This is a genomic window from Mycolicibacter sp. MU0083 (assembly GCF_963378075.1).
Taxonomy (GTDB): domain Bacteria; phylum Actinomycetota; class Actinomycetes; order Mycobacteriales; family Mycobacteriaceae; genus Mycobacterium; species Mycobacterium kokjensenii.
Genome location: NZ_OY726394.1, coordinates 4,188,689 through 4,209,380 on the forward strand (window position 1 = coordinate 4,188,689; position 20,692 = coordinate 4,209,380).

Here is a 20,692-nt window from a genome sequence, read left to right on the forward strand (position 1 = left end):
CCATGACATCGTGACCGAGTCCACTCCGGAGCCCTCAGCGCCGAAGACGGTGCACACCTTCTGCCGGTACTGCATGTGCTCGTGCGGCCTGGAGGTGACGGTCGAGGACAACCGGATTCGCAAGATCTCCGCCGATAAGGCCAACCCGCACAGCTGGCGCGATTTCTGCGCCAAAGGGCGCACCGCCGATCAGATGGTGGCGCATCCGCGCCGGATCCTGGCGCCGATGCGCCGGGTGGGCGACACCTATGTGGAGGACACCTGGGAGGCGGCGCTGACGGACATCGCCGCCCGGATGAACGCGCTGATCGCCGAGGGCGGCCCCGACGCGATCGGCAGCTACTACGGCAACCCGTCGGGGCACTCGTCGTCGAACGTGATGTTCATGAACGCCTGGATGGACGCCATCGGCACCAACAGTCGGTTCGCGGTGGGTTCGGTCGACCAGAACGCCCTGCACGTGGTGGCCGAGGCGATGTACGGCTCGTCGTTGATGGTGCCGGTCTCCGACGTCGACAACTGCGATTACTTCCTGCTGGTCGGCACCAATCCCGCGGTGAGCGGCTGGGTCTGGTTGGAGTCGGTGCCCGGCGGGTGGCGCCGCGCCCTGGCCCGTCAGGCGGGCGGGGCCACCATCGTGGTGGTGGATCCGATGCGCACCGAGTCCGCCGAGAAGGCCGACGTGCACCTGGCGGTTCGGCCGGGCCAAGACTGGGCGCTGCTGTTGGCCATGGTCAAGGTGATCCTCGACGAGGGCCTCCAGCACCGGCAGGACTGTGCCGAGCTGGCGACCGGCGTCGGCGAGTTGCAGCGGCTGGTGGCCGACGCCGATCTCGACGACCTCGCGGCCCGCTGCGGCATCGACCGGGAGCTGATCGAACGCACCGCCCGGGACTTCGCCGCGGCCCGCGGAGCGATGGTGGTGACCCGCACCGGGGTGTCCCAGCATGAGGCGGGCACCGTCGGCGAATGGCTCGGTCATGTGCTCAACGTGATCACCGGCCGGATGGACCGTCCGGGCGGACGACGGTTCGAGCCGGGTTACTTCGATGCGCTCAAGCTGGCCGAGCTGGCCAAGACCGAACCGCATCTGAGCCGGGTGGCCGGGCGCCCGATGGTCGCCGGGGCGCATGCACTGGCGGAACTGCCCGACGAGATCACCACGCCGGGGCGCGGCCAGATCAAGGCCATGCTGATCAACTGCGGCAACCCGGTGATCTCGGGCCCGGACGGCGGCAAGCTCGACCGGGCACTGGCCCAGCTCGATCTGCTGGTGGTGATCGACCTGGTGCAGCGCGAGAGTCACCGGCACGCGCACTGGCTGCTGCCCGCTGCGCACTGGCTCGAACGCGACGACCTGATGGCGTTCACCAGCAACATGCACGACGAGCCGTATGTGCAGTACGGCGCGAAGGTGGTCGATCCCCCGCCCGGGGTGCGGCAGGAGTGGGAGATCTTCGTCGATCTGGCGTTGGCGATGCGCCGGCCGCTGTTCGGGGTGCGGGGTTTCAACACCTTCATCCGGGCCACCCGGCGGATCGCGGCGTTGACGCGCCGGCCCGCACTGGCCTTCGGCCCGCACTGGCTCGACCGGCTGTTCGTCCGGATGTCCCGCAAGATCAACGGGCGCCGGCTGACCTGGCGGGAGTTGATGGCGCATCCGCACGGAATGGTGCTGGGGCCGCGCGAGTTCGGCCACTTCAAGGACGCGCTGCGCACCGAGGACAAGCTGGTGCACGCCGCGCCGCCGGAGTTTTTGGCCCGCACCCGGGAACTGCTGGCCGCGCCCGGTCCCGCCGCGCCGGAGGGCTACCCGTTCCAGCTGGGCAATCGCCGGAATCGGCATTCGATGAATTCGTGGCTCAACGAACTGCCCGGCCTGCACCGCTCCGGCAAGCACAACGAGGTGCTGATCAACGCCAAGGACGCCGCCGATCTCGGTGTCGCCGACGGCGACCTGGTGCGGGTCTTCTCACCGGTCGGCGAGATCGTGCTGGCCGCGGCGGTGTCGGAGCGGCCGCGTCGCGGCATGGTGATCGTCGACCACGGTTGGGGATCGCGGATCTTCGACCCGCGCGGTGGCCGGCAGCCGGAGTCGTTCGGCGTCAACCGCAACCTGCTGGTCGCCGGCGAGTCGGTGGATCCGCTGTCGCAGACGTCTCCGCTGAGTTCGAGCTATGTCGGGGTGGAGCGGGTCTGACGCGGGCCGGGAATAAAAGTAGACGCACGTATACTTATTCCGGGTGACTGTGGCCGAAGCGCCGCACGGAAGGACACCCGAGATGAGTTTCACCCCCGAAGAGATCGCCTACCTGACCTCGCAGCCGCTGGCGCGCATCGCCACCGTCGACGACGACGGGCAACCCGATGTGGTGCCGGTGGGCTTCGAGTTCGACGGCACCCACATCAATGTCGGCGGCTTCCGGCCCGCCGCCACCCGCCGGCATCACAACGTCGAAGCCGGCCACGACAAGGTCGCCATCGTGATCGACGACCTCCCGTCCACCCAGCCGTGGACACCGCGCTACCTGCGGGTGTACGGCACCGCCGAGATCGTCGGCGGACCGCGGCCCTACCTGCGGATCACGCCGGAGGTGTCGTGGAGCTGGAACCTGAGCGGGGAGCCGCTGCGCGGCCACGCCGGCATGGCGCCGCCCCGGCGCACCGAACACTGAGGAGATCCGATGAGCTTCCATTCCGCCAACGGCACCCGCGGCGCACGCCAGCCCAAAGCCGGCCGGCTGTCCCGCTGGTTCAACGCCTTCATGATGAATCGGATCCGCCGCACCGGCGGCCGGGCGATGGGTTTCGACGCCCTGGTGCTGACCACCGTCGGCGCCAAGAGCGGCCAACCCCGCACCAACCCGGTGGGCTACTTCACCGACGGTGACGGCTGGCTGATCGTGGCGTCGGCGGCCGGCGCGCCGAAGAATCCGGCCTGGTACTACAACATCGCCGCGCACCCCGACCGGGTTCGCATCGAGCTTCGCGGGCAGCACCTCGACGTCGTGGCCACCCAGTTGCACGGCGAGGCACGCGCGCGGGCCTGGGCGAAGATCACCACCGAGGCACCGCAGTTCGCCAAGTACGAGGAGAAGACCGACCGGGAGATCCCGGTCATCCGGCTGGCCCGGCGCTGACCGGGCTCAGCCGAGAATCGGGTTGCGTTGCAGCCAGGCCGCGAAGTTCTCGACGCCGGGAACCAGCCTGGCGGTCCGCGCGAAATCGGCCCGGTAGGCCGGCAGCCGGGTGAACCAGCTGAACATGGTCCTGCCGTCTTCGTCGTCGCCCAGCACGTCCAGCGGCGCGGCCGCATAGTCGGTCGGGATGCCGAGTGCGGTGCCGATCGCGTCGGCCATCTGCTCGCCGGTCAGTTCGTCACCGGCGATCTCGATGGGAGCAGCGGTCGGGTCGGCGGCGTCCAGCAGTGCCGCGGCGGTCCGGCCGATATCGGCCACCGCGACCATCTGCAGCGGAATGCCGGCGGGCAGCGGCAGCGCGAGGCGCACCCGGTCCCCGTCACGGCGCACCAGGTAGCGCAGGTTCTCCATGAAGAACGTCGGCCGCAGCACGTTGAGCGGCACCAGTGGGCGCAGGTACTCCTCGACCTGCCACTTGCTGTCGAAATGCGGGATCCCCGTGCGGCGTTCGGCGCCGCCCACCGAGCTGTAGACCAGCAACGGCAGTCCGGCCGCCCGAGCGGCGTCGCCGATGATCCGACCGTGGCGCACCTCGCCCGCGGTTCCCTCGGCGCCGCCGAAGGTCGTCATCGCGAAGGCCCCGGCGACACCGGCGAAGGCCTGTTCGATCGACGACGGCGCGTCCAGATCGGCGGCCACCACCTCGACGCCGCGGTCGGCGAGCGCGCGAGCCGCGGCGCCGGCGGGGTTGCGGACCAGCGCACGCACGGTCCGGCCGCGCTCCAACAGGGCATCGACGGTCGCCGCGCCCTGCTGGCCGGTGGCGCCGATCACGGCCACCGGGCCCGATTTCGCTGTCGTCGACATGACCGGCCCTCCCCTTCGTCGCCCCGCCGCCCGTCGGCGGTGCTCCCGCCCACTGTGCCGCGTTTCGCACCGCTTGTCTACTTTTGCCCGTCTTATAGGATCAACCGAATTCCGCATCCGCAGGGAGGCATGGTTTGACCAGGGCAGATTCCACCCCCGATGCGGTCGCCGGCACCCCGCCGGCCGAACGCAAGGGCGCCCGGACCCGCCGGAAAATCCTGGAAACCGCCCGCGCCGTGTTCGCCGACGTCGGCTACGAGCGGGCGACCATCCGGGGTATCGCCACCGCCGCCGGCGTCGACAAGTCGTCGATCATCAAGTACTTCGGCACCAAACAACAGTTGTTCACCGAAGCGGTGACCTGGAAGATCCCCACCGCCGAAGTGATCGAGCGCGACCCCGCCCACCTCGCCGAGAACCTGGCGCGCGGCATGTTCGACGCCTGGGCGGCCGACCCCAACGGCCCGATGGCGGTCCTGCTACGAACCAGCATGACCAGCGAGGACGCCGCCGAGATCCTGCGCACCCGCGTCACCACCGAGGCCACCGATGCGCTCAGCAGCGCCGTCGACGGCCCCGACGCCCGCCTGCGGGCGGCCCTGTTCCAGGCGATGCTGATGGGCGTGGCCAGCCAGCGTTACCTGCTCAAGATGCCCGACCTCGCCGACGTCGACACCGACGACATCCTGCGGATCCTCACCCCGGCGCTGGAGACGCTGCTCGGCCGGCGCCGCTGAGGAACTCCCGGGCGAACTCCCGCTGCCCGGCCATGCTCCAGTTGTCGTGGTCCTCCCCGTAGCCGGTGGTCTGGTTCCAGGTCCATTCGGTCAGGCAGTTCCACGTCCAGAGGTTGGGATTGATGGCGAATCCCAGCCGGTTGCGCGTCGACCCGACCGCCTCGATCTCCCGGCCGTGCTCGTCGGTCACGGTGAGCCGGACCTTCGTCGGGGCGCCGCATCCGCTGTCGCGCTCCAACACGTCGCGGCGGCCGTGGGTCACCTTGCCCCAGGTCCCGTCGGCGATGACGTAGCCGTGGATGGCGTGGGCGACACCGTCGCCGAAATCCATGGTGATCGCGTGGAAGGCCTGGCCGTCGGCGGCGTTGGCGTAGCTGTACCCGCCGCGTCTGCTGGGTGTGGCGTGGATGCCCTGACCGTGCTGGGTGCGCGGCCCCCACGACCGGTCGCGGAATCCGAAGGCGTCCACCGGGATCCGTTCACCGCGCAGGACGATCTCACCGCGGTAGCGCCCCGGCTGGTCCAGATGGCTCTCGCCGAGCAGGTGCGGCGGGGCGATCGCGGTGAAGGTCAGGTCGACGTGAATCTCGTCGCCGTCGTCGGGGTCGTCGTAGCCGATCCGGTACACCGATCCCGGTTCGAGCACCTCGTAGCGCGCCCCGTTGCCGAGCCGCAGGTCGGACAGCGGCTGTTCGGGGAGCGGAAGATGCCAGAAGTTCTTCGCGTACAGGCAGTTCCAGATCTGGTCGCCGGTGTCGTCCCAGAAGTAGGCGCCGGCCGAGGCCACTCCCAGCGTCGGTTTGAAGAAGGGGTAGAGCTGGCCGGACAGCCTGCGCTCGGGCACCGTGAAGGTGAACCAGCAGGTCTCGGTCCATTCCGGGTCCGCCGGATCGGTCGGGGGATGGAATTCGTCGTCGGTGTCCGCGTAGGGTCCGACGATCACCGCGATCCGCCGTCCAGGATCGCCGGGATCAGCTCGGTGGCCGGATTGTCGCGCCAGACGGTGTGGTCACTCGGTGCCACACCGGCACTCTCCCAGTTGTTCATCACCACCACGACGGTGACGGCGAACCGGTATGCGGCGAACACCTCATACCAGTGCAGGTCGGCGACCCGGCGCCCGGCGGCGGCCTCGTAGACGGCCACCTGTTCGGCGCGGGTGGGCTCGCCTTCGAGGCGTGCCACCCCCGAACCCTCGTGCATCCAGCGGTCGGCCATCAGCCACCAGCCGACATCGAGTTCGCATTCCCCGATCGAGGCTCCCTCGAAATCGGTGACACACACCGGGGTTCCGGATTCCGCATCCCAGATGACATTGCCCAGCCGGGCGTCGCCCCACAACAGCACCAGGTCCTCGTCGGCGGGCTCCGGCGGCATGTTGGCCTGCAGCCAGGCCCGGGTGGACCGGTAGATCTCGGCGTCGCGGCCGCGCAGGCCCGCGCGCAGATGGGCGTCCCACAGCGCGAACTGCCGTGCCGCGCCCCGCGGACCCGATGTCGCCGCCAGGTCGGTGAGTCCGCGGTCGCGCCACGGCACCGAATGCAGGGCGGCCATCGCGCCGATGCCGGAGCGGATCATGTTGTTACGCAGCGACGGTGCCGCCTCGGCGTAGAAGCCTTCGGCCGTGCACGGTGGCATTTCTTTGGGCACAACGCCGTCCACGAAATCCATCACCACGAACGGTGCACCCAGGACCGCGGGGTCCAGTTCGACGCCCACCAGCGGGGCCACCGGAACACGGTCGGCGATCGCCGCCATCACCCGGGTCTGCAATGCCACGCCGGTGCCCAGCCCGGGCGCCTGCTCGGGATACGGCGGCTCGTTCGACGATTCCACCCGCAGCACGTGGGTGCTGCTGCGCTCCCCGGCGGTCGCGGTGAAGATCAGATTGTCCGCGGAGAAACCACTGCCGGGTTTGCCCTGCACCGCCAGTTCGACCGGTTCGCCCCGGCGCTCGGACAGCCACTGGCGCACTGCATTCATCCGGTCGTCCTGCTCGGGAGTCTGCACAGCCCGGAGTGTACAGATTCCGCAACGTGTCTACTAGGGTTCGGAAGATGACGTCATTGGCCGGTGCGAAGGTCTTGGTGGTCGGCGCGTCCTCGGGCATCGGCCGGCAGATCGGCCTGCAGGCCGGCGCCGCCGGCGCGTCGGTCGCCTTCCTGGCCCGCCGCAGGGCACAGTTGGACGACGCGGTGGCCGCTACGCCGGGCACCGGACACATCGCCGTCGCGTGCGATGTCCGCGATGAGGCGCAGTGCGTCGACGCGGTCGCGGCGGCGGCCGACGCGTTGGGCGGGCTGGATCATCTGGTCTACGCCACCGCCATCGACGTGCTGATCCGGTTGGCCGACGCCGGGCCGGACACCTGGTCGGATACGTTCGCCACCAACGTTTTCGGTGCGGCATCGATCACCCGGGCGGCGCTGCCCCGACTGAAGGCGGCCAAGGGCCGGGCGGTGTATCTGAGCGCCTCATCGGTGCCGCGGCCACTGCCCGGGATGGGCGTCTACGCCGCCAGCAAGGCGGCCCTGGAGACCATGGTGACGTCGTGGCAGCACGAACACCCGGACCTGGCGTTCACCACGGTGCGGATCGGTTCGGTGCTGGGCACCGGCGTCACCGACAGCTGGAGCCACGAGCTCCTCGGCGAGCTGGCCGCCGAGTGGGGCACCGGCGGCTACCTGCACGCCAACGGTCCCGGCGGCGCGCTGACCGTGGAGCAGGCGGCCGCGGCGGTGCTGGCGGTGCTGACCAATCCGGCCTGGCTGCGGGAGGTCACCGCGGTGTCGGACCCGGGCCGGGAGAACTACCGCTTCGAGTGAGGCGGCCGGTCGGCCCGGATCCGGCCCGCGATCCCGTCGGCCAGCAACGCCCGGCCCTCGGCGGCGCCGTCGAGCAGCCGGGTGACGCGCCGGACGATGCGCCACCGCGCCGGAGATTCCGGGTCGCGGCGGAGGTGGAAGTAGTTGGCGCCGGCGCGTGCGACACGAAAACCGTTGTCCTGTCTGACCAGTAACGTCGAATCACACACCGCGACGGCCTCATCGCCGTGCACGGTGGCCACCGCGGGACCCAGGAAGTGGGTGCATCCGCCGCCGATCAGTTCCTGGTGGCCCCGCGAGCGCACCATCGCCGCGATCTCCTCGCGGCCGCTCATCGTCCAGTTCTCGACGTCGTAGACGCCGTCCTCGTGCCAGAGTCCGGCGACGGCTTCGGCGTCACCGGCGTCGACCAGCGGGCCGTAGGAGGCGATCAGTCGCTCGATGGCGCGTTCGTCCTCGATCTGCGCCAGTCGCCGTTCCAGTTCGGCCAGGCGTCGCTCGGTCACGACCGCTCCCGGGAATCGAGGCCGGCCAGTTCGGCCAGGGCGGCCAGCTGTTCGCGGTAGTGCGCTGCGGAGTCCGCGGCGATCACGGCGCTGACGTCGGTGGCGCCGATGTCGGCCAACTGCGCGATCTGTTCGAGTGTGCGCTGCGGGGCCCCGATCGGATCCACCGGAGCGGTCGAGAGCACCACCGCGAAGTCGTCCGGATAGTCCACCGAGCCAAGATGTTTCGCCAGTTCGTCGGTGCGCAGCCCGAACGGGGTCCAGCCGTCGCCCAGTTCCACCGCGCGCCGCAGCGAGCGCCGGGTGCGCCCGCCCACCCACAGCGGCACCCGTTGCTGCACCGCGCACGGTTCCACGACCAGCCCGTCGAACCGGTAGAACTCGCCGTCGAAGGACGGGCGGGTGGTCGACAGCGACGCCCGCAGCGCCCGCATCGCGTCGTCGCCGCGCGCACCGCGGTCGTCCCACGCACAATCGAGCAGGTCGAACTCCTCGCGCAGCGACCCCACCCCGACACCGAGCGTCAACCGGCCGCCGCTGAGCCGGTCGAGGGTGCCGTACCGTTTGGCGATCTCCAGTGGATGGTGATAGCCCAGCACCAGCACCGAGGTCACCAACCGGATCCGTTCGGTGCGCGCCGCCAGAAAAGACAGGGTGGCCAACGGATCCCAGTAGGTTCCACCGCGCACCGCCGCCGCCTCCACCGGCACCGCCACGTGTTCGGAACAGGTGAGGTAGGCGTAGCCGAGCCGGTCGGCATCCGCCGCGATCCGGCCGAGGTCGTCGACGCCGCCCGCGGCCTCCCACTCCGACGCCGTACCGGGAACCCGGATCACCACCGGGGTGGCCAGACCGAGTCGCATCAGCGGATCCCGGCCCGAACAATGTTGTACCGCAATGGCCTTATGCCTTCCGTCGCGCCGCGAGGGTGAGGTAGCGTCGGGTCGATCAGAAACTAAAATGAATTTTAGTTATGGAGGTGGCCGGTGTCCAGCGATGATCCGTCCGCCCTGGCCCGCCACTACGGGCCGTGGGCCGTCGTCGCCGGCGGATCCGAAGGCGTCGGGGCCGAGTTCGCGCTGGCGCTCGCCGAGGCCGGGGTGCACCTGGTGTTGATCGCCCGCAAACCGGAACCGCTGCGGCACACCGCCGATCGCTGCCGTGGCCACCGCGTGCAGGTCCGCGAACTCGCCCTGGATCTGGCCGGCCCGGACAACGTCGCGCGGGTGGTCGAGGCGACCCGGGACCTCGAGGTCGGGCTGCTGATCTACAACGCGGGCGCCAACACCCACAGTGCGGAGTTCCTCGACGGCGACCTGAGCGCCTTTCAACGGGTGATCGATCTGAACGTGACGACACCGTTGGGCCTCATCCATCACTTCGGGGCGGCCATGCGCGCCCGCCGGCGCGGCGGTGTCCTGCTCGTCGGGTCACTGACCGGATATCTGGGATCGGCGCGGCAGAGCGTCTACGGGGGCGTGAAGGCGTTCGGCCGGATCTACGCCGAGGGCCTCTGGCTGGAGCTGCGCGACTACGGCGTGCACGTGCTGGAGTTGGTGCTGGGGGTGACCAGAACCCCGGCGATGGCGCGGGCGGGATTGAACTTCGACGTGCCGGGACTGCGGGTCTCCGAGCCGGCCGAGGTGGCCCGCGAAGGGCTCGAGCGGCTCCCGCACGGCCCGGTGCACGTCGTCGCCGCCCACGCCGACAGCCCGGCGCTGCGCAGCACCGACGATCGGGCGCAGGCGGTACTCGCGTCACACCGGCTGATGCAGAAGTTGCTGGCAGCGGCCCCCCGGAAGCCCGATGCCCCGACCGCCGGCTGACCGCGAACCGGCCGTCCCCAGCACACCCGCCCAGCGCCGGCGCTGCGAGCGGATCCTCGCCACCGCGGCCCGGCTCGGGGCCCGCGACGGCCTCGAAGCCGTTCGGATGCAGGACGTGGCCGACCAGGCCGGGGTGTCGATCAGCACCGTCTACCGCTATTACCCGACCAAGCATCACCTGTTCACCGCGCTGCTGTGGCACTACACCCGCTCCGCCGCCCCGCAGCGGCCCGCCACGGGACGCCCCGCCGCCGACGTCACCGAACTCATGACCGGGATCTGCCGGTCGATGCTGGCGCGCCCGCGGTTGGCCCGCGCGATGATCACCTCGGTCAACGCCCGGCGTGCCGAATCGAGCACCGTCGGCGACTTCGACCTGCGCGCCACGATTCTGGCCGTCGCCGGGATCACCCGGCCGTCGGCCCGGGACCGGCAGCTGGCGCTGCTGGTGGAGCAGTGCGCCTACGGGGTGCTGTCGTGGGCGGTGATGGGTGAGACCACGCCGGCGCAGGCCGAGCGCGACCTGCGCCGCGGCTGCGAATTGTTGCTGGCGCCCTGGGATGAGGACGGCCACGCCGGCTCGGCGGGCGGGTGAGTCACTCGGCACTGCGCGGCATCGCCAGTGCCGTGCCGAGGATCCAGGCGCACAGGAATACCGGCATCACCATGATCGTGGGGCCTTCCAGCGACAGCGGGCCGCTGGGGATCACGAAGGCCAGCAGCAGCAGCGGATGCACCGCGACGGCGGCCAGCGCCAGATGCCCGGCGTAGGCGGGCAGCACCCGCCGGGTGTATACCGCGACCGCGAAGGTGGCCAGCATGACCAGCGCGGGCATCCCCGACATGGCCAGCAGCCCGAAGGTCAGGTCGTAGAGCAGCGCCGAGGTGTCGGCACTGCGGCGTCGGTAGAGCAGCAGATCGAAGGCGGTCAACCCGGCCAGTAGCAGAGTCGCCGACCCGGTGAAGCCGACCACGAAGCAGCTCGGCAGCGTCGAGCGCATCGACAACCGGTCGCGCAGATACACCCACACCGCCGCGCCGAACACCAGGCAGAGCGTGACGCCGAGGATGTTGAGCACCATGGTCATCACCAACCGGTCGTGGTGGGCGGCCGCCCACCGGCCGATGTCGATCGGTGCGGTACGGGTGCCGGGGAAAGACCAGATCGGGTAGCTCAGGATGGAACCGGCCGACACCGTGACGCCGGACACCCCGGACCACCGTGCCACCCGCGCCGCGTCCCAGGATGAACCGATCATGAATGTCCCCTTGTTATCCGCGCCGGGCCTCATGGACCGAAGTCGGGGACCGGGACGTCGTTGACATCGACATGCACGCCGCCGATGACCATACCCGACCACCCGCCCTAGGAGCCGGGGCCCACGGCGTCGGTCCCCGCCGTCGCTACCGCTTCCTGATCACCGATTCGCCGAACTCCCCGATCGCGTCCACCGCCTGGGCGAGGCTGTCCCCGGGGACGGCGACCTGCACCCAGGTCACGCCGAGGTCGGCCAGGCGGCCCAGGCCGTCGAGGTAGGCGCCCGCATCGAAGTCGTCGTACCCGAGGCGGCCGCCGACCAGGTTCGAGAAGCAGATGTCGACCGCGGAGAAGTCGCGCTGCGCGTCATCGCAGCGTCGTTTGAGGTCGGCGATTCCGGCGCCCAGCGCCTCCAGCGAACTCAGTTCGGCGGTGCGGGCGGTGCTGGCCAGGCCCGCCGGGGCCGGGAACGGCGCCCACCCGTCGCCGCGGGTGGCGACCCGCTGGCGCGCCCTTCCGGTGTTGCCGCCGATCCAGATCGGGGGATGCGGTTCGGTGACCGGACGCGGGTGCGCGGTGATGCCCCGGGCCCGGAAGTGCCGGCCTTCGAACGAGACGTCGTCACCGCTCCAGATGGCCCGGATCACGTCCAGGCTCTCCTCGACCAGCGCGGCACGTTCCTCGAAATCGACTCCCAGTGCGGCGAACTCGCCCTTGAGGTAGCCGACACCGACGGCGAGGGTGAATCGGCCCCCCGACAGCAGGTCCAGCGTCGCCCCGGATTTCGCCACCACGAACGGGTTGCGGTACGGCAGTACGACGACGTTGGGGATGAACCGGATCGTTTGGGTCTGCGCCGCGGCGAATCCCATGGCCACGAACGGGTCCAGGCTGTCGTGGCCACCGGCGTCCAGCCAGCGCTGGGTCGGCGCCGGATGGTCGGTGAACCCCATGCCGTCGAATCCGGCGGCCTCGGCGGCCCGGGCGATGGTGGCGACGCCGTGCGGGGAGACCAACTCGGGGTCGCAGGGATGGCTGATGATCGGGTAGGTGAAGGCGAACCGCATGTCGACTCTTTCCGGTGGGTGGTCAGGGGGTGGCCGGCCGCGGCGGCCCGAGCAGGTAGTCGCCGGTGTCGGGGTGGTGATACCAGCCGCCGGCCGCATGGGTGCCGCCGTCGACGTGCAGTGTCTGCCCGGTCACGTAGCTGCTCAGCTCGCCGGCGAGAAAGACCGCCGCCCCGGCCATCTCGTCGACGTGGCCGGTCCGCCCCATCGGGATCATGTAGCCGGCGTGGTCGAGCATCTCGGGCGAGCCGACCCGCTCGATACCTTCGGTGAGGGTGAGATCCGGTGCCAGGCAGTTGACCCGGATGCCGTGCGGCGCCAGTTCCAGCGCTGCGGTCTTGGTGAAGTTGACGACGCCCGCCTTGGCCGCCGCATAGGCCGCGTAGCCGGGTGCCGCTCGGGTGCCCTCGATACTGGCGATGTTGATGACGCTGCCCGGTTCACGCGCGCGCACCAGTTCCCGCGCGACGCGTTGGGTGCACAGCAGCACCTGGGTGAGGTTGGAGCGGATCAGGGTGTCCCAGCCGTTGGGGGTGGTCTCCAGCAGCGGGGACCGGAACACCCCACCGGCGTTGTTGACAAGAATCGTCGGCATGCCCACGGCGGCAATGGTTTCCGCCAGGGCGGCATCGACCTGCTCCGGGTCGCGGACGTCGGTGACGCAGGCATGGCCGCCGACTTTCGCCGCGGTCCGGTGGGCGGTGTCGGCATCGCGCTCCCAGATCACCACCCGGGCGCCGAATTCGGTGAAGGTTTCGGCGATGCCGCGGCCGATGCCCGAGCCGCCGCCGGTGACGACGGCGACCCGGCCATCAAGAGCCGCTGCTGCCGGAGACAGGGCCATGGTCTAGACGCTGATGTAGACCGACTTGGTGTTGAAGTAGGCCTCCAGCCCCTTGCGGCCGCGTTCGCCGCCCCACCCGGACTGCTTGTGCCCGCAGATCGGCATGGCGGGGTCGGCGGCCAGCGCGGAGTTCACCCAGATCTGGCCGCCGCGTAGCTGATTCGCCACCCGGTGAGCGCGGGACAGGTTCTCGGTCCAGATGGCGCCGGCCAGGCCGTACTCGGTGTCGTTGGCGGCGGCGATCGCCTCGTCTTCGTCGTCGAACGGGATCACCGAGCCGACCGGGCCGAAGATCTCCTCCCGGATCAATCGCATGTCCGGCGTGGTGTTGGTGATGATCGTCGCCTCGTAGAAGTAGCCGCGGCGGTCGTAGTTCTTGCCACCGGTGATGATCTCCGCGCCGGCGGCCACCCCGTCGTCGACGATGCCGGCCACCCGCTTGCGCTGCTTCTCACTGATCAGCGGCCCGAGCACCGAATTCGGGTCGTCGCTGCCGCCCATCGGCAGCATCTTGGCGAAGTTGGCCAGGCCTTCGACCACCTGGTCGTAGATGCCGCGCTGGACGTAGATCCGCGAGGTGCAGGAGCAGTTCTGGCCCGAGCCGGCCAGCAGGCCCATGCCGGCCATCATGATGGCCTTGTCGAGGTTGGCGTCGTCGAACATGATCAGCGGCGACTTGCCGCCGAGTTCGAGGGTGAGGCGCTTGAGGTTTCCGGCGGCCGCCTTGACGATCAGCCGGCCCACCTCGGTGGAGCCGGTGAACGAGATCTTGTCCACGTCCGGGTGCGCGGTCAGTGCCGCGCCGGTGGTTTCGCCGTAGCCGGTGACGACGTTGAGCACGCCGTCGGGCAGACCGGCCTCGCGGAAGATCTCCTCGAGCTTCAGTGCGGTCAGCGGGGTCTCCTCGGCGGGCTTGAGCACGGCACTGCAGCCCGCCGCCAACGCCGGCGCCACTTTGAGCATCGCGACGAAGAACGGCCCGTTCCAGGGGATGATCAGCCCGACCACGCCGACCGGCTCGAGCTGGGTGAAGGCGTGGTAGGTCTCGAAATTGCCCAGCAGGCCGTCGGAGACCATGTTGTAGGACTCGCCGTGGGTCTTGCCGACCCAGCCGGCGTAGTAGGTCAGCATCTCCTGGGAGACCTTGATGATCTGGCTGGCGCCCATCGCGGTCATGCCGTTGTCGCGGGATTCGATCTCGGCGAGCTCAGGCGTGCGCTCCTTGATGATCTCCGCGGCGCGGAACATGATCTCGGCGCGCCGGGCTGCGGGCAGGTTGCGCCACACGCCCGATTCGAAGCTCTCCCGCGCCCGGGCCACCGCGGCGTCGACGGCGGCCTGGTCGGAATCGGGGACTTCGGCGATCTGCTCCTCGGTGGAGGGGTTGTAGACCGGAATCATGGTGGTCATCGGTGGGCGTCCTTTCGTGGGTGCGGTTCGTCGGGCAGTCGGTACCCGTCGCGGGTGAGGATTCGGATCGGATCGGCGCCGTCCCAGTCCCGGCAGGTGCGGGCGATCTCGGCGAGGTGGGTTCGGAAGCTGGGTTTGTCCTCGACGACCTCGGTGTAGAAACCGAATTCGGCGAAGGTGTCGATGATCGCGATGCGTTGGCCGGGATGGCCCATCTCGGCGGCGATTTCATGGTTTCGGCCGAGGTAGTGGTCGATGGTGGCGTCGTAGTCGCGGGTCAGGGTGGCGATCTGGTGGAAACCGAAGCGATTGCCGCTTTTTCGGGCAGCCATCTCGGTGAAGACCGAGTGCCCGTCGGTGTGGTCGCAGATCAGTTCGATCTGGACGGGGCCGGCCTGGGCCACCCCGATCTGGAGATCGATATCGGCGACCGCACCGCGGTACCGGCAGGTGCTCTGCGCCCGCGGCATCAGGTGAAACGGCCCGACGCCGAAGTCGGCCACCCAGCCGGCGGCGGCGCGCAGCAGATCGGGCACCACGAACCCCAGCTGGAAGAACTGGAATTCCCCAGCCGGCCAGGCGTGGTCGAACAGTCGGTGACGCACGGTCATGTCGGCCCCGCGATCGGCCGGACCAGGACTTCCTGGGCGGTGCTGGCCACATGCCGGCCGGTGTCATCGACCATGGTGCCGTGCACCAGGGCGCGGTGCCCGGCGGTGGCGACGGTCTGCTGGGTGTAGAGGTGCCACCGCTCGAACCGCACCGGTCGGTGCACCCAGACGGTGTGGTCCAAGGTCAGCCCGACGTGGGTGGCGTAGTCCACAGGCTGCGGGTGGGCGCGAAACGCGGTGTCCACCAGCAGATAGTCGCTGGCGTAGGCCAGCAGGACGGCGTGCAGCTGCGGCGGTCCTTCGATGTCGCGGGGCAGCCTCATCCAGTGCCGCCGCGGGCCGGGGGCCTGCGCCCCGCCGATGAAGATCGGCGCGTCGTCGGTGCGCATCTCCAGCGGGGGCGGCCGGTCGATCCAGGTTCGCGCCCGATCGGCCAGCGCCGGCGGCGCCTGCTGCGCCCAGTGCTGCAGCAACGGCAGGGTGGCCGGCCGGGGGCCCGACGGCGGTGCGTCATCGCCGTCGTCGTCGGGGGCGGCGTCGAACGACACCGTGGCGGCCATCAGGGTGCGGTCGCCCTGGGCGACGACGACCTGCCGCGCCGACATCGACCGGCCGTCGCGGGTTCGGTCGACGGTGATCTCCAGCGGTAGGGCCGAGTCGCCGGGGCGCAGGAACGACGCATGGATGGAGTGCGCGGTCAGCTCCGGCACGGTGGCGGCGGCCGCGGTCATCGCCTGGGCGATGAGCTGCCCGCCGAAGATCCGGCCGAATCGGCCCGCCTCGTTGCCGGCCTGGAAGCGGTCGCCGCCCAGCGGTTGCAGGGTCAGGACCTGCTGCAGGGTGTCGAGAGCCTCGAGCGTGGCGCGTTCGAGTCGGCTGCCGGTCCCGCGCAGCGGTCCCCGATAGTCGGGGCGAGCGGAGACCTCGGACGCCGACGTCTGCACAGGTTCCTCCTCACCCGCCGCGGCCGATGACCGCTAGCCCATTTAAGTCAATCGTTTGACTTAGGTCAATGGGTGCGGGGCGTGCCCGAAAAATCCCGGGCCACGCCGACGACCCCCACCCGGCCCATGCCGAACCGACCGACGGCCGGCATCGACAGGACCGAGCCGGACCCCCGGTAGGTTGTGACGAGCGCGCCGAACGGATCGTCAGCAAGGAGCTCGCCATGTACCTCGTTCCCGACCAGCGCGGAAAACTCGCCGTGGTCACCGGCGCCAACAGCGGAACCGGCAAGGAGACGGCCAAGCGGCTGGCCGGGGCCGGCGCGGACGTCATCCTGGCGGTCCGCACCCCGGCCAAGGGCGAGCAGGCCGCCGCGGAGATCCGCGCCGCGCATCCCGACGCCCGCCTGCAGGTCCGCCGGCTCGATCTCGCCGACCTGTCCACGGTGCGCTCCTTCGCCGCGGACCTCATAGGCGAGGGCCGGCCGCTGGACCTGCTGGTCAACAACGCCGGGGTGATGAACGTGCCGCAGCGGATGGAATCCGCCGACGGTTTCGAACTGCAGCTGGCCAGCAACTTTCTCGGGCCGTTCGCGCTGACCGTCGAACTGCTCGGGGCACTGCGGGCCGCACCGGCACCGCGGGTGGCCACGATGAGCAGCGGCACCGCCAACTACGGCCGCATCGACTTCGACGACCTGCAGTCCACCCGGGACTACAGCCCCTACCGCGCCTACGCCCAGTCCAAGTTGGCCGACCTGCTGATGATGGTGCGGCTCGCCGAGCTCGCCGCCGAGCGGGACTGGCCGCTGCTGTCGGTGGGCGCGCACCCCGGCTACACCCGCACCAACCTGATGACCTCGGGTCCGCAGCTGGGCGGGCACCGGCCCAGCCTGCTGGAATCGGTGGCCTACAAGGCGATTCCGTCGCAAGGACCGGAGCGGGGCGCCGAGCCGCTGCTGTATGCGGCGACCAGCCCGCACGCCGTCGCCGGCGGCTACTACGGGCCGCGGTGGTGGCTGGTGGGTGCCGCCACCCGCGCCGGCCTGCCCCGCACCGGCCGCGACAAGGCGGCCGCGGCGCGGTTGTGGGCCGAGGCCGAGCGCCTCACCGGCGTTTCGGTCTCCGACCGGTAACGGTCCGGCCGGCCCGGCGAGTACAACAGGATTAACACCAGCCACATTGTTAACATCGGGCGATGCAGGACTCCCCTTCCGGCGGCCGCCCGCCGCTGTCCCGCCCGATCTCCCGACGCGATGCGCTGCGCTACGCCTCCGCGGTCTCGGCGCTGGCCGGGCTGGGTGCCGCAGCCGCCACCGCCGGCGCCCCGACCGCCTCGGCAGCGGCCCCGACCCTCATCGACTTCGCGATGCGCCAGATCCCCGCGGAGCACATCCGCGCCGCCGGCCATGCCGGGGTGATCAACTACGTGTCGACGTCGCGTCCGGGGTCGTCGTTCGGCGCCAAGCCGATCACCCGCCCCTACGCCCAGTCGTTGACCGCCGCGGGCCTGGTGATCGTCAGCAACTTCCAGTACGGCAAACCGGGTGGGACGGCACCGTCGGATTTCACCCGCGGATTCCCGGGCGGGGTCGCCGATGCGCGCACCGCCTGGCAACTGCACACCGCCGCGGGCGGCGGGCAGAGCGCACCGGTGTTCTTCAGCGTCGACGACGACATCGACCGCCACACCTGGGACACCCTGGCACTGCCCTGGTTCCGCGGCATCAATTCGGTGCTCGGCGTGCAACGCACCGGGATCTACGGCGGCATCAAGGCCTGCCAGTGGGCCGGCGCCGACGGGGTCATCGGCAACTCGCGCACCCCGGGCAAGCGGTGGGCGTGGCAGACCCGGTCCTGGTCACACGGCCAGATCGATCCCGCCGCGGTGCTCTATCAGCGGATCGTCGCCACCGCATCGACCCCGGGACCGCTGGTCGGCGGGCTGGAAGTCGACGTCAGCGACGCACTGGCCTCCGATGTGGGGCAGTGGAACCTACACCCCTGAGGATGCCGGGACGCTCGGCGCGTACGGGAAGGTCAGGAACCGCTGGCCAGGAAGACCGCCGCGGTCAACATCACGACGCATGCGACACACGTGTAAACGCCCAGGCTGGCTGAGGTCATGGGTGGGCTCCTGTCTGCGAGGACTTCGGGCCGCGGCCGGGATCGGAGCAGCTGCGTAGCTGGTCGGCCGTGCGGCGATCGCCCCTAAGCTAGTCGGCCGCCACAGCCGTCGTCAACAAGAGCCCAACCACGTGGTTTCAAGGGTTCGGGCCGCACCGGCGACCGGGGATGCTGACCCCATGAGCTGGGATGACTTGCACAAAGCCGGGGGATCCGGATGCGCCGAGCTGGTTCCGTCGCGGTACGCCGTCGACGTCGGTGACATCGAGGTGTTGGTGATCAGCGACGGGGTGCTGCCGATCACCGCCTCGACGCTGGCCACCAACGTCGACTCACACGAGCTCGCCGGTTGGCTCGACGACAGATTCCTGCCGCCCGAGGTGATCAACTGGCCGCTGAACGTGGTCCTGGTGCGATCCGGTGACCGGACCGTCCTCGTCGATGCGGGCCTGGGTGCGGAGTTCCCGGATTTCCCCCGGGCCGGGCAGGCGGTGGGTCGATTGGCGGCCGCCGGTGTCGACCTCTCCGCCGTCACCGACGTGGTGCTGACCCACCTGCACATGGACCACGTCGGCGGCCTGCTGGCCGACGGCGTCAAGGCCCGGCTGCGACCGGACCTGCGGATCCACGTCGCCGCGGCCGAGGCGGAGTTCTGGGAATCACCCGACTTCTCCGGCACCACGATGCCGACGCCGGTGCCGGGCGCGCTTCGGTCGATCGCGTCACGGTTCCTGTCGGAGTACCGGGGCGCGCTGGTCCCCTTCGAGAAGGCCTACGAGGTGGCGCCGGGCGTGCTGGCCACACGCACCGGCGGGCACACTCCCGGGCACAGCGTGGTCCGGTTGGAGTCCCGGGGCGAGCGGTTGACGTTCGCCGGGGACGCCGTCTTCGAGGTCGGGTTCGAACACCCGACGTGGCACAACGGGTTCGAACACGACCCCGAGGAATCGGTGTCCGTCCGGGTGGGGCTGCTGCGGGAACTGGCGGCGACCGGCGAGGCGCTGGTGGCGACCCACCTGCCGTTCCCGTCGGTGTGCCACGTGGCCCCCGCCGGCGACGCGTTTCGGTGCGTGCCGGCGGGCTGGGATTACTGAGCGGCGATCAGATGATCGCGCCGAGCAGCGCCAGCGGCAGGATACCCACGTCGAGGGCGAGCGGCAGGCCGATCGCGTCCAGCAGGTTTCCGTCGGCCAACTGCCCGGCGAAGATCTCGTAGTTGATCTGCGGGAGGTTGAACAACAGCGCGGTGCCGACGTCCACGAACGGGATGCCGGTGTGCGGCGGGAAGGTGTTGAACAGGTCGTCCATGGTCGGGAAGGTCGACAGGAATTCCGCCAGCCCGCTGTCGGAGATCGCGTCGATGAACCCTTCCATCTGGGCCAGGAATGCCGGCGGGGTGTCGTCGGGGTCGAAGATGGTGTCGAAGAAGTTCGAAATCCCTTGCTGCGCCGCGTTGCTCAACGCCTGCGGCAGTTCCTTGAGCAGCTCGTCGAGGGTGTCGGAGTCCGGCAGGAAACCCAGCGGCGTGGGCACGTCGGCCGGCCCCTGGCTCCAGCCGTGCTCCAGGTTGCCGTAGCCCAGGTTCACCAGGATGCGGGTGACCGGCTCCAACAGGTCGTAGAGCGCCTGCCCGCCGTTGCCGAAGAACAGCAGCGGGTACAGCAGCGGTAGGCCGGCCGCCGGAATCATGTAGTAGTCGGTCAGGCCGTCGGGGTCCGCGGTCGGCAGCAGGATCGCATCGGCGATCTGGTCTTCGGTCAGCCCCAGGTAGGTGGTGTGCTGGAAGGCGATGCCCAAGATGGCGTTGAGCACCGCCAGGAAGTTGATCGGGTACTGCGGGAAGTCGGCGAAGCCGTCGTATTCGTGGGTGTAGACCGCGGTCGGGTACAGATCCGAGGCGCCGGCACCGCTGAAGGTCAACCCCAGGCTCGGCAGGGTCGGATTCGAGATGTCGGGCAACAGGAAGCGCTCCAGCATGCCGCCGTTGGGGGCGTTGACGTCCCCGACCATCACGAAGTGCACCAGGTCGCTGGGAATGCCCTCGTCGGCGAGCTGGAACTGCAGCATCGTCTCGATGATGGCGCCCTGAGACCAGCCGAACACCACCGCCGGGTTCTCGGCGGTCACGTCACCGTTGTCGTAGGCGGCCATGATCGCCTCGTAGAGGTTCTGCTGGCCCTGCACCACCGACTCGTCCAGCGTGCCGCCGAACGGCCCCAGGAACGGGTAGAGCTGTTCGGGCGTGGTCACCACCTGGGTGGTGCCGGTGAAGCCGAGCGGTTCCAGGTACAGCTTCAGGACCGCGTCGACGTAGGAGGGGCCGGGGGTGGCCAGGCCGCTGCCGCCGATGATGAACGCGGTACCCCCGCCCAGGGATTCGGTTGCGGCCAGCGACACCTCCGGGGCCGCCGCGGCGGGCGTCGGCGCCGCCGGGGCGACCGGTGCGATCAGGACGGAGCCGAGTGCGGCGACCGCCGCAGCCGAGCAGAGGTTGCGCGCGTAGTGCACCGGAGGTTCCCCCTCGAAAATG

22 protein-coding genes are annotated in these 20,692 nt (G+C 70.1%); 10 read left to right on the forward strand and 12 right to left on the reverse strand.

Annotated features, from left to right (window positions below; all coding sequences use genetic code 11):
• Window positions 1-10 precede the first annotated feature (10 nt).
• The 3 genes from RCP38_RS19335 (at window position 11) to RCP38_RS19345 (ending at window position 3,140) form a co-directional block, all read left to right on the forward strand.
• Window positions 11-2,200: a molybdopterin-containing oxidoreductase family protein gene (locus RCP38_RS19335; RefSeq protein ID WP_308474508.1), complete on the forward strand. Its 2,190-nt coding sequence runs from the start codon at window positions 11-13 to the stop codon at window positions 2,198-2,200.
• 82 nt (window positions 2,201-2,282) lie between these two features.
• Window positions 2,283-2,675, forward strand: coding sequence for a PPOX class F420-dependent oxidoreductase (locus RCP38_RS19340; RefSeq protein WP_308474509.1), 393 nt, complete (start codon window positions 2,283-2,285; stop codon window positions 2,673-2,675).
• Between the two features lie 9 nt (window positions 2,676-2,684).
• Complete coding sequence (locus RCP38_RS19345) at window positions 2,685-3,140, forward strand: nitroreductase family deazaflavin-dependent oxidoreductase (protein ID WP_308474510.1); 456 nt, start codon at window positions 2,685-2,687, stop codon at window positions 3,138-3,140.
• Between the two features lie 6 nt (window positions 3,141-3,146).
• Here RCP38_RS19345 and RCP38_RS19350 read toward each other — a convergent pair whose 3' ends face one another.
• Window positions 3,147-4,007, reverse strand: a complete 861-nt coding sequence (locus tag RCP38_RS19350) for an NmrA family NAD(P)-binding protein (protein WP_308474511.1) — start codon at window positions 4,005-4,007, stop codon at window positions 3,147-3,149.
• Window positions 4,008-4,141: 134 nt separating this feature from the next.
• Between RCP38_RS19350 and RCP38_RS19355 the strand changes: the two genes are divergently transcribed.
• A complete protein-coding gene (locus RCP38_RS19355) occupies window positions 4,142-4,744 on the forward strand; it encodes a TetR/AcrR family transcriptional regulator (protein WP_465270693.1) in 603 nt (200 codons plus the stop codon).
• On the opposite strand, the gene RCP38_RS19360 is transcribed toward RCP38_RS19355, so the two are convergent.
• The gene (locus RCP38_RS19360) at window positions 4,704-5,687 is read right to left on the reverse strand and encodes a DUF7064 domain-containing protein (RefSeq protein ID WP_308474512.1); all 984 of its coding nucleotides are present in this window, start codon (window positions 5,685-5,687) and stop codon (window positions 4,704-4,706) included. The two genes, RCP38_RS19355 and RCP38_RS19360, sit on opposite strands and share 41 nt — an antisense overlap.
• A complete protein-coding gene (locus RCP38_RS19365) occupies window positions 5,684-6,754 on the reverse strand; it encodes a phosphotransferase family protein (protein WP_308474513.1) in 1,071 nt (356 codons plus the stop codon). The genes RCP38_RS19360 and RCP38_RS19365 overlap by 4 nt, the downstream gene beginning before the upstream one ends.
• A gap of 47 nt (window positions 6,755-6,801) precedes the next feature.
• Between RCP38_RS19365 and RCP38_RS19370 the strand changes: the two genes are divergently transcribed.
• Window positions 6,802-7,569: an SDR family NAD(P)-dependent oxidoreductase gene (locus tag RCP38_RS19370; protein WP_308474514.1), complete on the forward strand. Its 768-nt coding sequence runs from the start codon at window positions 6,802-6,804 to the stop codon at window positions 7,567-7,569.
• Here RCP38_RS19370 and RCP38_RS19375 read toward each other — a convergent pair.
• Both RCP38_RS19375 and RCP38_RS19380 read right to left on the reverse strand, forming a co-directional pair.
• Window positions 7,554-8,075, reverse strand: coding sequence for a nuclear transport factor 2 family protein (locus RCP38_RS19375; protein WP_308474515.1), 522 nt, complete (start codon window positions 8,073-8,075; stop codon window positions 7,554-7,556). The two genes, RCP38_RS19370 and RCP38_RS19375, sit on opposite strands and share 16 nt — an antisense overlap.
• Window positions 8,072-8,938 (reverse strand): LLM class F420-dependent oxidoreductase, encoded by an 867-nt coding sequence (locus RCP38_RS19380; protein WP_308474516.1) that lies wholly within the window; start codon window positions 8,936-8,938, stop codon window positions 8,072-8,074. The genes RCP38_RS19375 and RCP38_RS19380 overlap by 4 nt, the downstream gene beginning before the upstream one ends.
• Before the next feature lie 123 nt (window positions 8,939-9,061).
• Between RCP38_RS19380 and RCP38_RS19385 the strand changes: the two genes are divergently transcribed.
• Window positions 9,062-9,901 carry an SDR family NAD(P)-dependent oxidoreductase gene (locus RCP38_RS19385; protein ID WP_308474517.1) on the forward strand — a complete coding sequence of 280 codons (840 nt, stop codon included), beginning with the start codon at window positions 9,062-9,064 and terminating at the stop codon, window positions 9,899-9,901.
• Window positions 9,882-10,496: a TetR/AcrR family transcriptional regulator gene (locus RCP38_RS19390; RefSeq protein ID WP_308474518.1), complete on the forward strand. Its 615-nt coding sequence runs from the start codon at window positions 9,882-9,884 to the stop codon at window positions 10,494-10,496. The genes RCP38_RS19385 and RCP38_RS19390 overlap by 20 nt, the downstream gene beginning before the upstream one ends.
• A gap of 1 nt (window position 10,497) precedes the next feature.
• Here the strand turns inward: RCP38_RS19390 and RCP38_RS19395 are convergent, their stop codons facing one another.
• The 6 genes from RCP38_RS19395 to RCP38_RS19420 form a co-directional block, all read right to left on the reverse strand.
• Window positions 10,498-11,160, reverse strand: coding sequence for a hypothetical protein (locus tag RCP38_RS19395; protein ID WP_308474519.1), 663 nt, complete (start codon window positions 11,158-11,160; stop codon window positions 10,498-10,500).
• Between the two features lie 145 nt (window positions 11,161-11,305).
• Window positions 11,306-12,226, reverse strand: coding sequence for an LLM class F420-dependent oxidoreductase (locus RCP38_RS19400; RefSeq protein ID WP_308474520.1), 921 nt, complete (start codon window positions 12,224-12,226; stop codon window positions 11,306-11,308).
• Window positions 12,227-12,248: 22 nt separating this feature from the next.
• A complete protein-coding gene (locus RCP38_RS19405; protein ID WP_308474521.1) occupies window positions 12,249-13,070 on the reverse strand; it encodes an SDR family NAD(P)-dependent oxidoreductase in 822 nt (273 codons plus the stop codon).
• 3 nt (window positions 13,071-13,073) lie between these two features.
• Window positions 13,074-14,480 (reverse strand): aldehyde dehydrogenase family protein, encoded by a 1,407-nt coding sequence (locus tag RCP38_RS19410; protein WP_308474522.1) that lies wholly within the window; start codon window positions 14,478-14,480, stop codon window positions 13,074-13,076.
• The gene (locus tag RCP38_RS19415) at window positions 14,477-15,091 is read right to left on the reverse strand and encodes a VOC family protein (RefSeq protein WP_308474523.1); all 615 of its coding nucleotides are present in this window, start codon (window positions 15,089-15,091) and stop codon (window positions 14,477-14,479) included. The genes RCP38_RS19410 and RCP38_RS19415 overlap by 4 nt, the downstream gene beginning before the upstream one ends.
• A complete protein-coding gene (locus RCP38_RS19420) occupies window positions 15,088-16,035 on the reverse strand; it encodes an acyl-CoA thioesterase (protein ID WP_308474524.1) in 948 nt (315 codons plus the stop codon). Before RCP38_RS19420 ends, RCP38_RS19415 begins: the two co-directional genes overlap by 4 nt.
• 224 nt (window positions 16,036-16,259) lie before the next feature.
• On the opposite strand from RCP38_RS19420, the gene RCP38_RS19425 reads away from it, so the two are divergent.
• The 3 genes from RCP38_RS19425 (at window position 16,260) to RCP38_RS19435 (ending at window position 19,256) form a co-directional block, all read left to right on the forward strand.
• Window positions 16,260-17,171 carry an SDR family oxidoreductase gene (locus RCP38_RS19425; RefSeq protein ID WP_308474525.1) on the forward strand — a complete coding sequence of 304 codons (912 nt, stop codon included), beginning with the start codon at window positions 16,260-16,262 and terminating at the stop codon, window positions 17,169-17,171.
• Between the two features lie 62 nt (window positions 17,172-17,233).
• Window positions 17,234-18,043, forward strand: coding sequence for a DUF1906 domain-containing protein (locus RCP38_RS19430; protein WP_308474526.1), 810 nt, complete (start codon window positions 17,234-17,236; stop codon window positions 18,041-18,043).
• A gap of 298 nt (window positions 18,044-18,341) precedes the next feature.
• Window positions 18,342-19,256: an MBL fold metallo-hydrolase gene (locus RCP38_RS19435; protein ID WP_308474527.1), complete on the forward strand. Its 915-nt coding sequence runs from the start codon at window positions 18,342-18,344 to the stop codon at window positions 19,254-19,256.
• Between the two features lie 7 nt (window positions 19,257-19,263).
• Here RCP38_RS19435 and RCP38_RS19440 read toward each other — a convergent pair whose 3' ends face one another.
• Window positions 19,264-20,670 carry a PE-PPE domain-containing protein gene (locus tag RCP38_RS19440; protein WP_308474528.1) on the reverse strand — a complete coding sequence of 469 codons (1,407 nt, stop codon included), beginning with the start codon at window positions 20,668-20,670 and terminating at the stop codon, window positions 19,264-19,266.
• Between the last annotated feature and the right edge of the window lie 22 nt (window positions 20,671-20,692).

What these genes read in the sequence shown, in the direction of transcription:
- RCP38_RS19340 (WP_308474509.1), top strand. Translation starts at nt 2,283, where the DNA reads ATGAGTTTCACCCCCGAAGAGATCGCCTACCTGACCTCGCAGCCGCTG.
- RCP38_RS19345 (WP_308474510.1), top strand. Translation starts at nt 2,685, where the DNA reads ATGAGCTTCCATTCCGCCAACGGCACCCGCGGCGCACGCCAGCCCAAA.
- RCP38_RS19350 (WP_308474511.1), bottom strand. Translation starts at nt 4,007, where the DNA reads ATGTCGACGACAGCGAAATCGGGCCCGGTGGCCGTGATCGGCGCCACC.
- RCP38_RS19370 (WP_308474514.1), top strand. Translation starts at nt 6,802, where the DNA reads ATGACGTCATTGGCCGGTGCGAAGGTCTTGGTGGTCGGCGCGTCCTCG.
- RCP38_RS19380 (WP_308474516.1), bottom strand. Translation starts at nt 8,938, where the DNA reads ATGCGACTCGGTCTGGCCACCCCGGTGGTGATCCGGGTTCCCGGTACG.
- RCP38_RS19390 (WP_308474518.1), top strand. Translation starts at nt 9,882, where the DNA reads ATGCCCCGACCGCCGGCTGACCGCGAACCGGCCGTCCCCAGCACACCC.
- RCP38_RS19395 (WP_308474519.1), bottom strand. Translation starts at nt 11,160, where the DNA reads ATGATCGGTTCATCCTGGGACGCGGCGCGGGTGGCACGGTGGTCCGGG.
- RCP38_RS19400 (WP_308474520.1), bottom strand. Translation starts at nt 12,226, where the DNA reads ATGCGGTTCGCCTTCACCTACCCGATCATCAGCCATCCCTGCGACCCC.
- RCP38_RS19405 (WP_308474521.1), bottom strand. Translation starts at nt 13,070, where the DNA reads ATGGCCCTGTCTCCGGCAGCAGCGGCTCTTGATGGCCGGGTCGCCGTC.
- RCP38_RS19410 (WP_308474522.1), bottom strand. Translation starts at nt 14,480, where the DNA reads ATGACCACCATGATTCCGGTCTACAACCCCTCCACCGAGGAGCAGATC.
- RCP38_RS19415 (WP_308474523.1), bottom strand. Translation starts at nt 15,091, where the DNA reads ATGACCGTGCGTCACCGACTGTTCGACCACGCCTGGCCGGCTGGGGAA.
- RCP38_RS19425 (WP_308474525.1), top strand. Translation starts at nt 16,260, where the DNA reads ATGTACCTCGTTCCCGACCAGCGCGGAAAACTCGCCGTGGTCACCGGC.
- RCP38_RS19430 (WP_308474526.1), top strand. Translation starts at nt 17,234, where the DNA reads ATGCAGGACTCCCCTTCCGGCGGCCGCCCGCCGCTGTCCCGCCCGATC.
- RCP38_RS19435 (WP_308474527.1), top strand. Translation starts at nt 18,342, where the DNA reads ATGAGCTGGGATGACTTGCACAAAGCCGGGGGATCCGGATGCGCCGAG.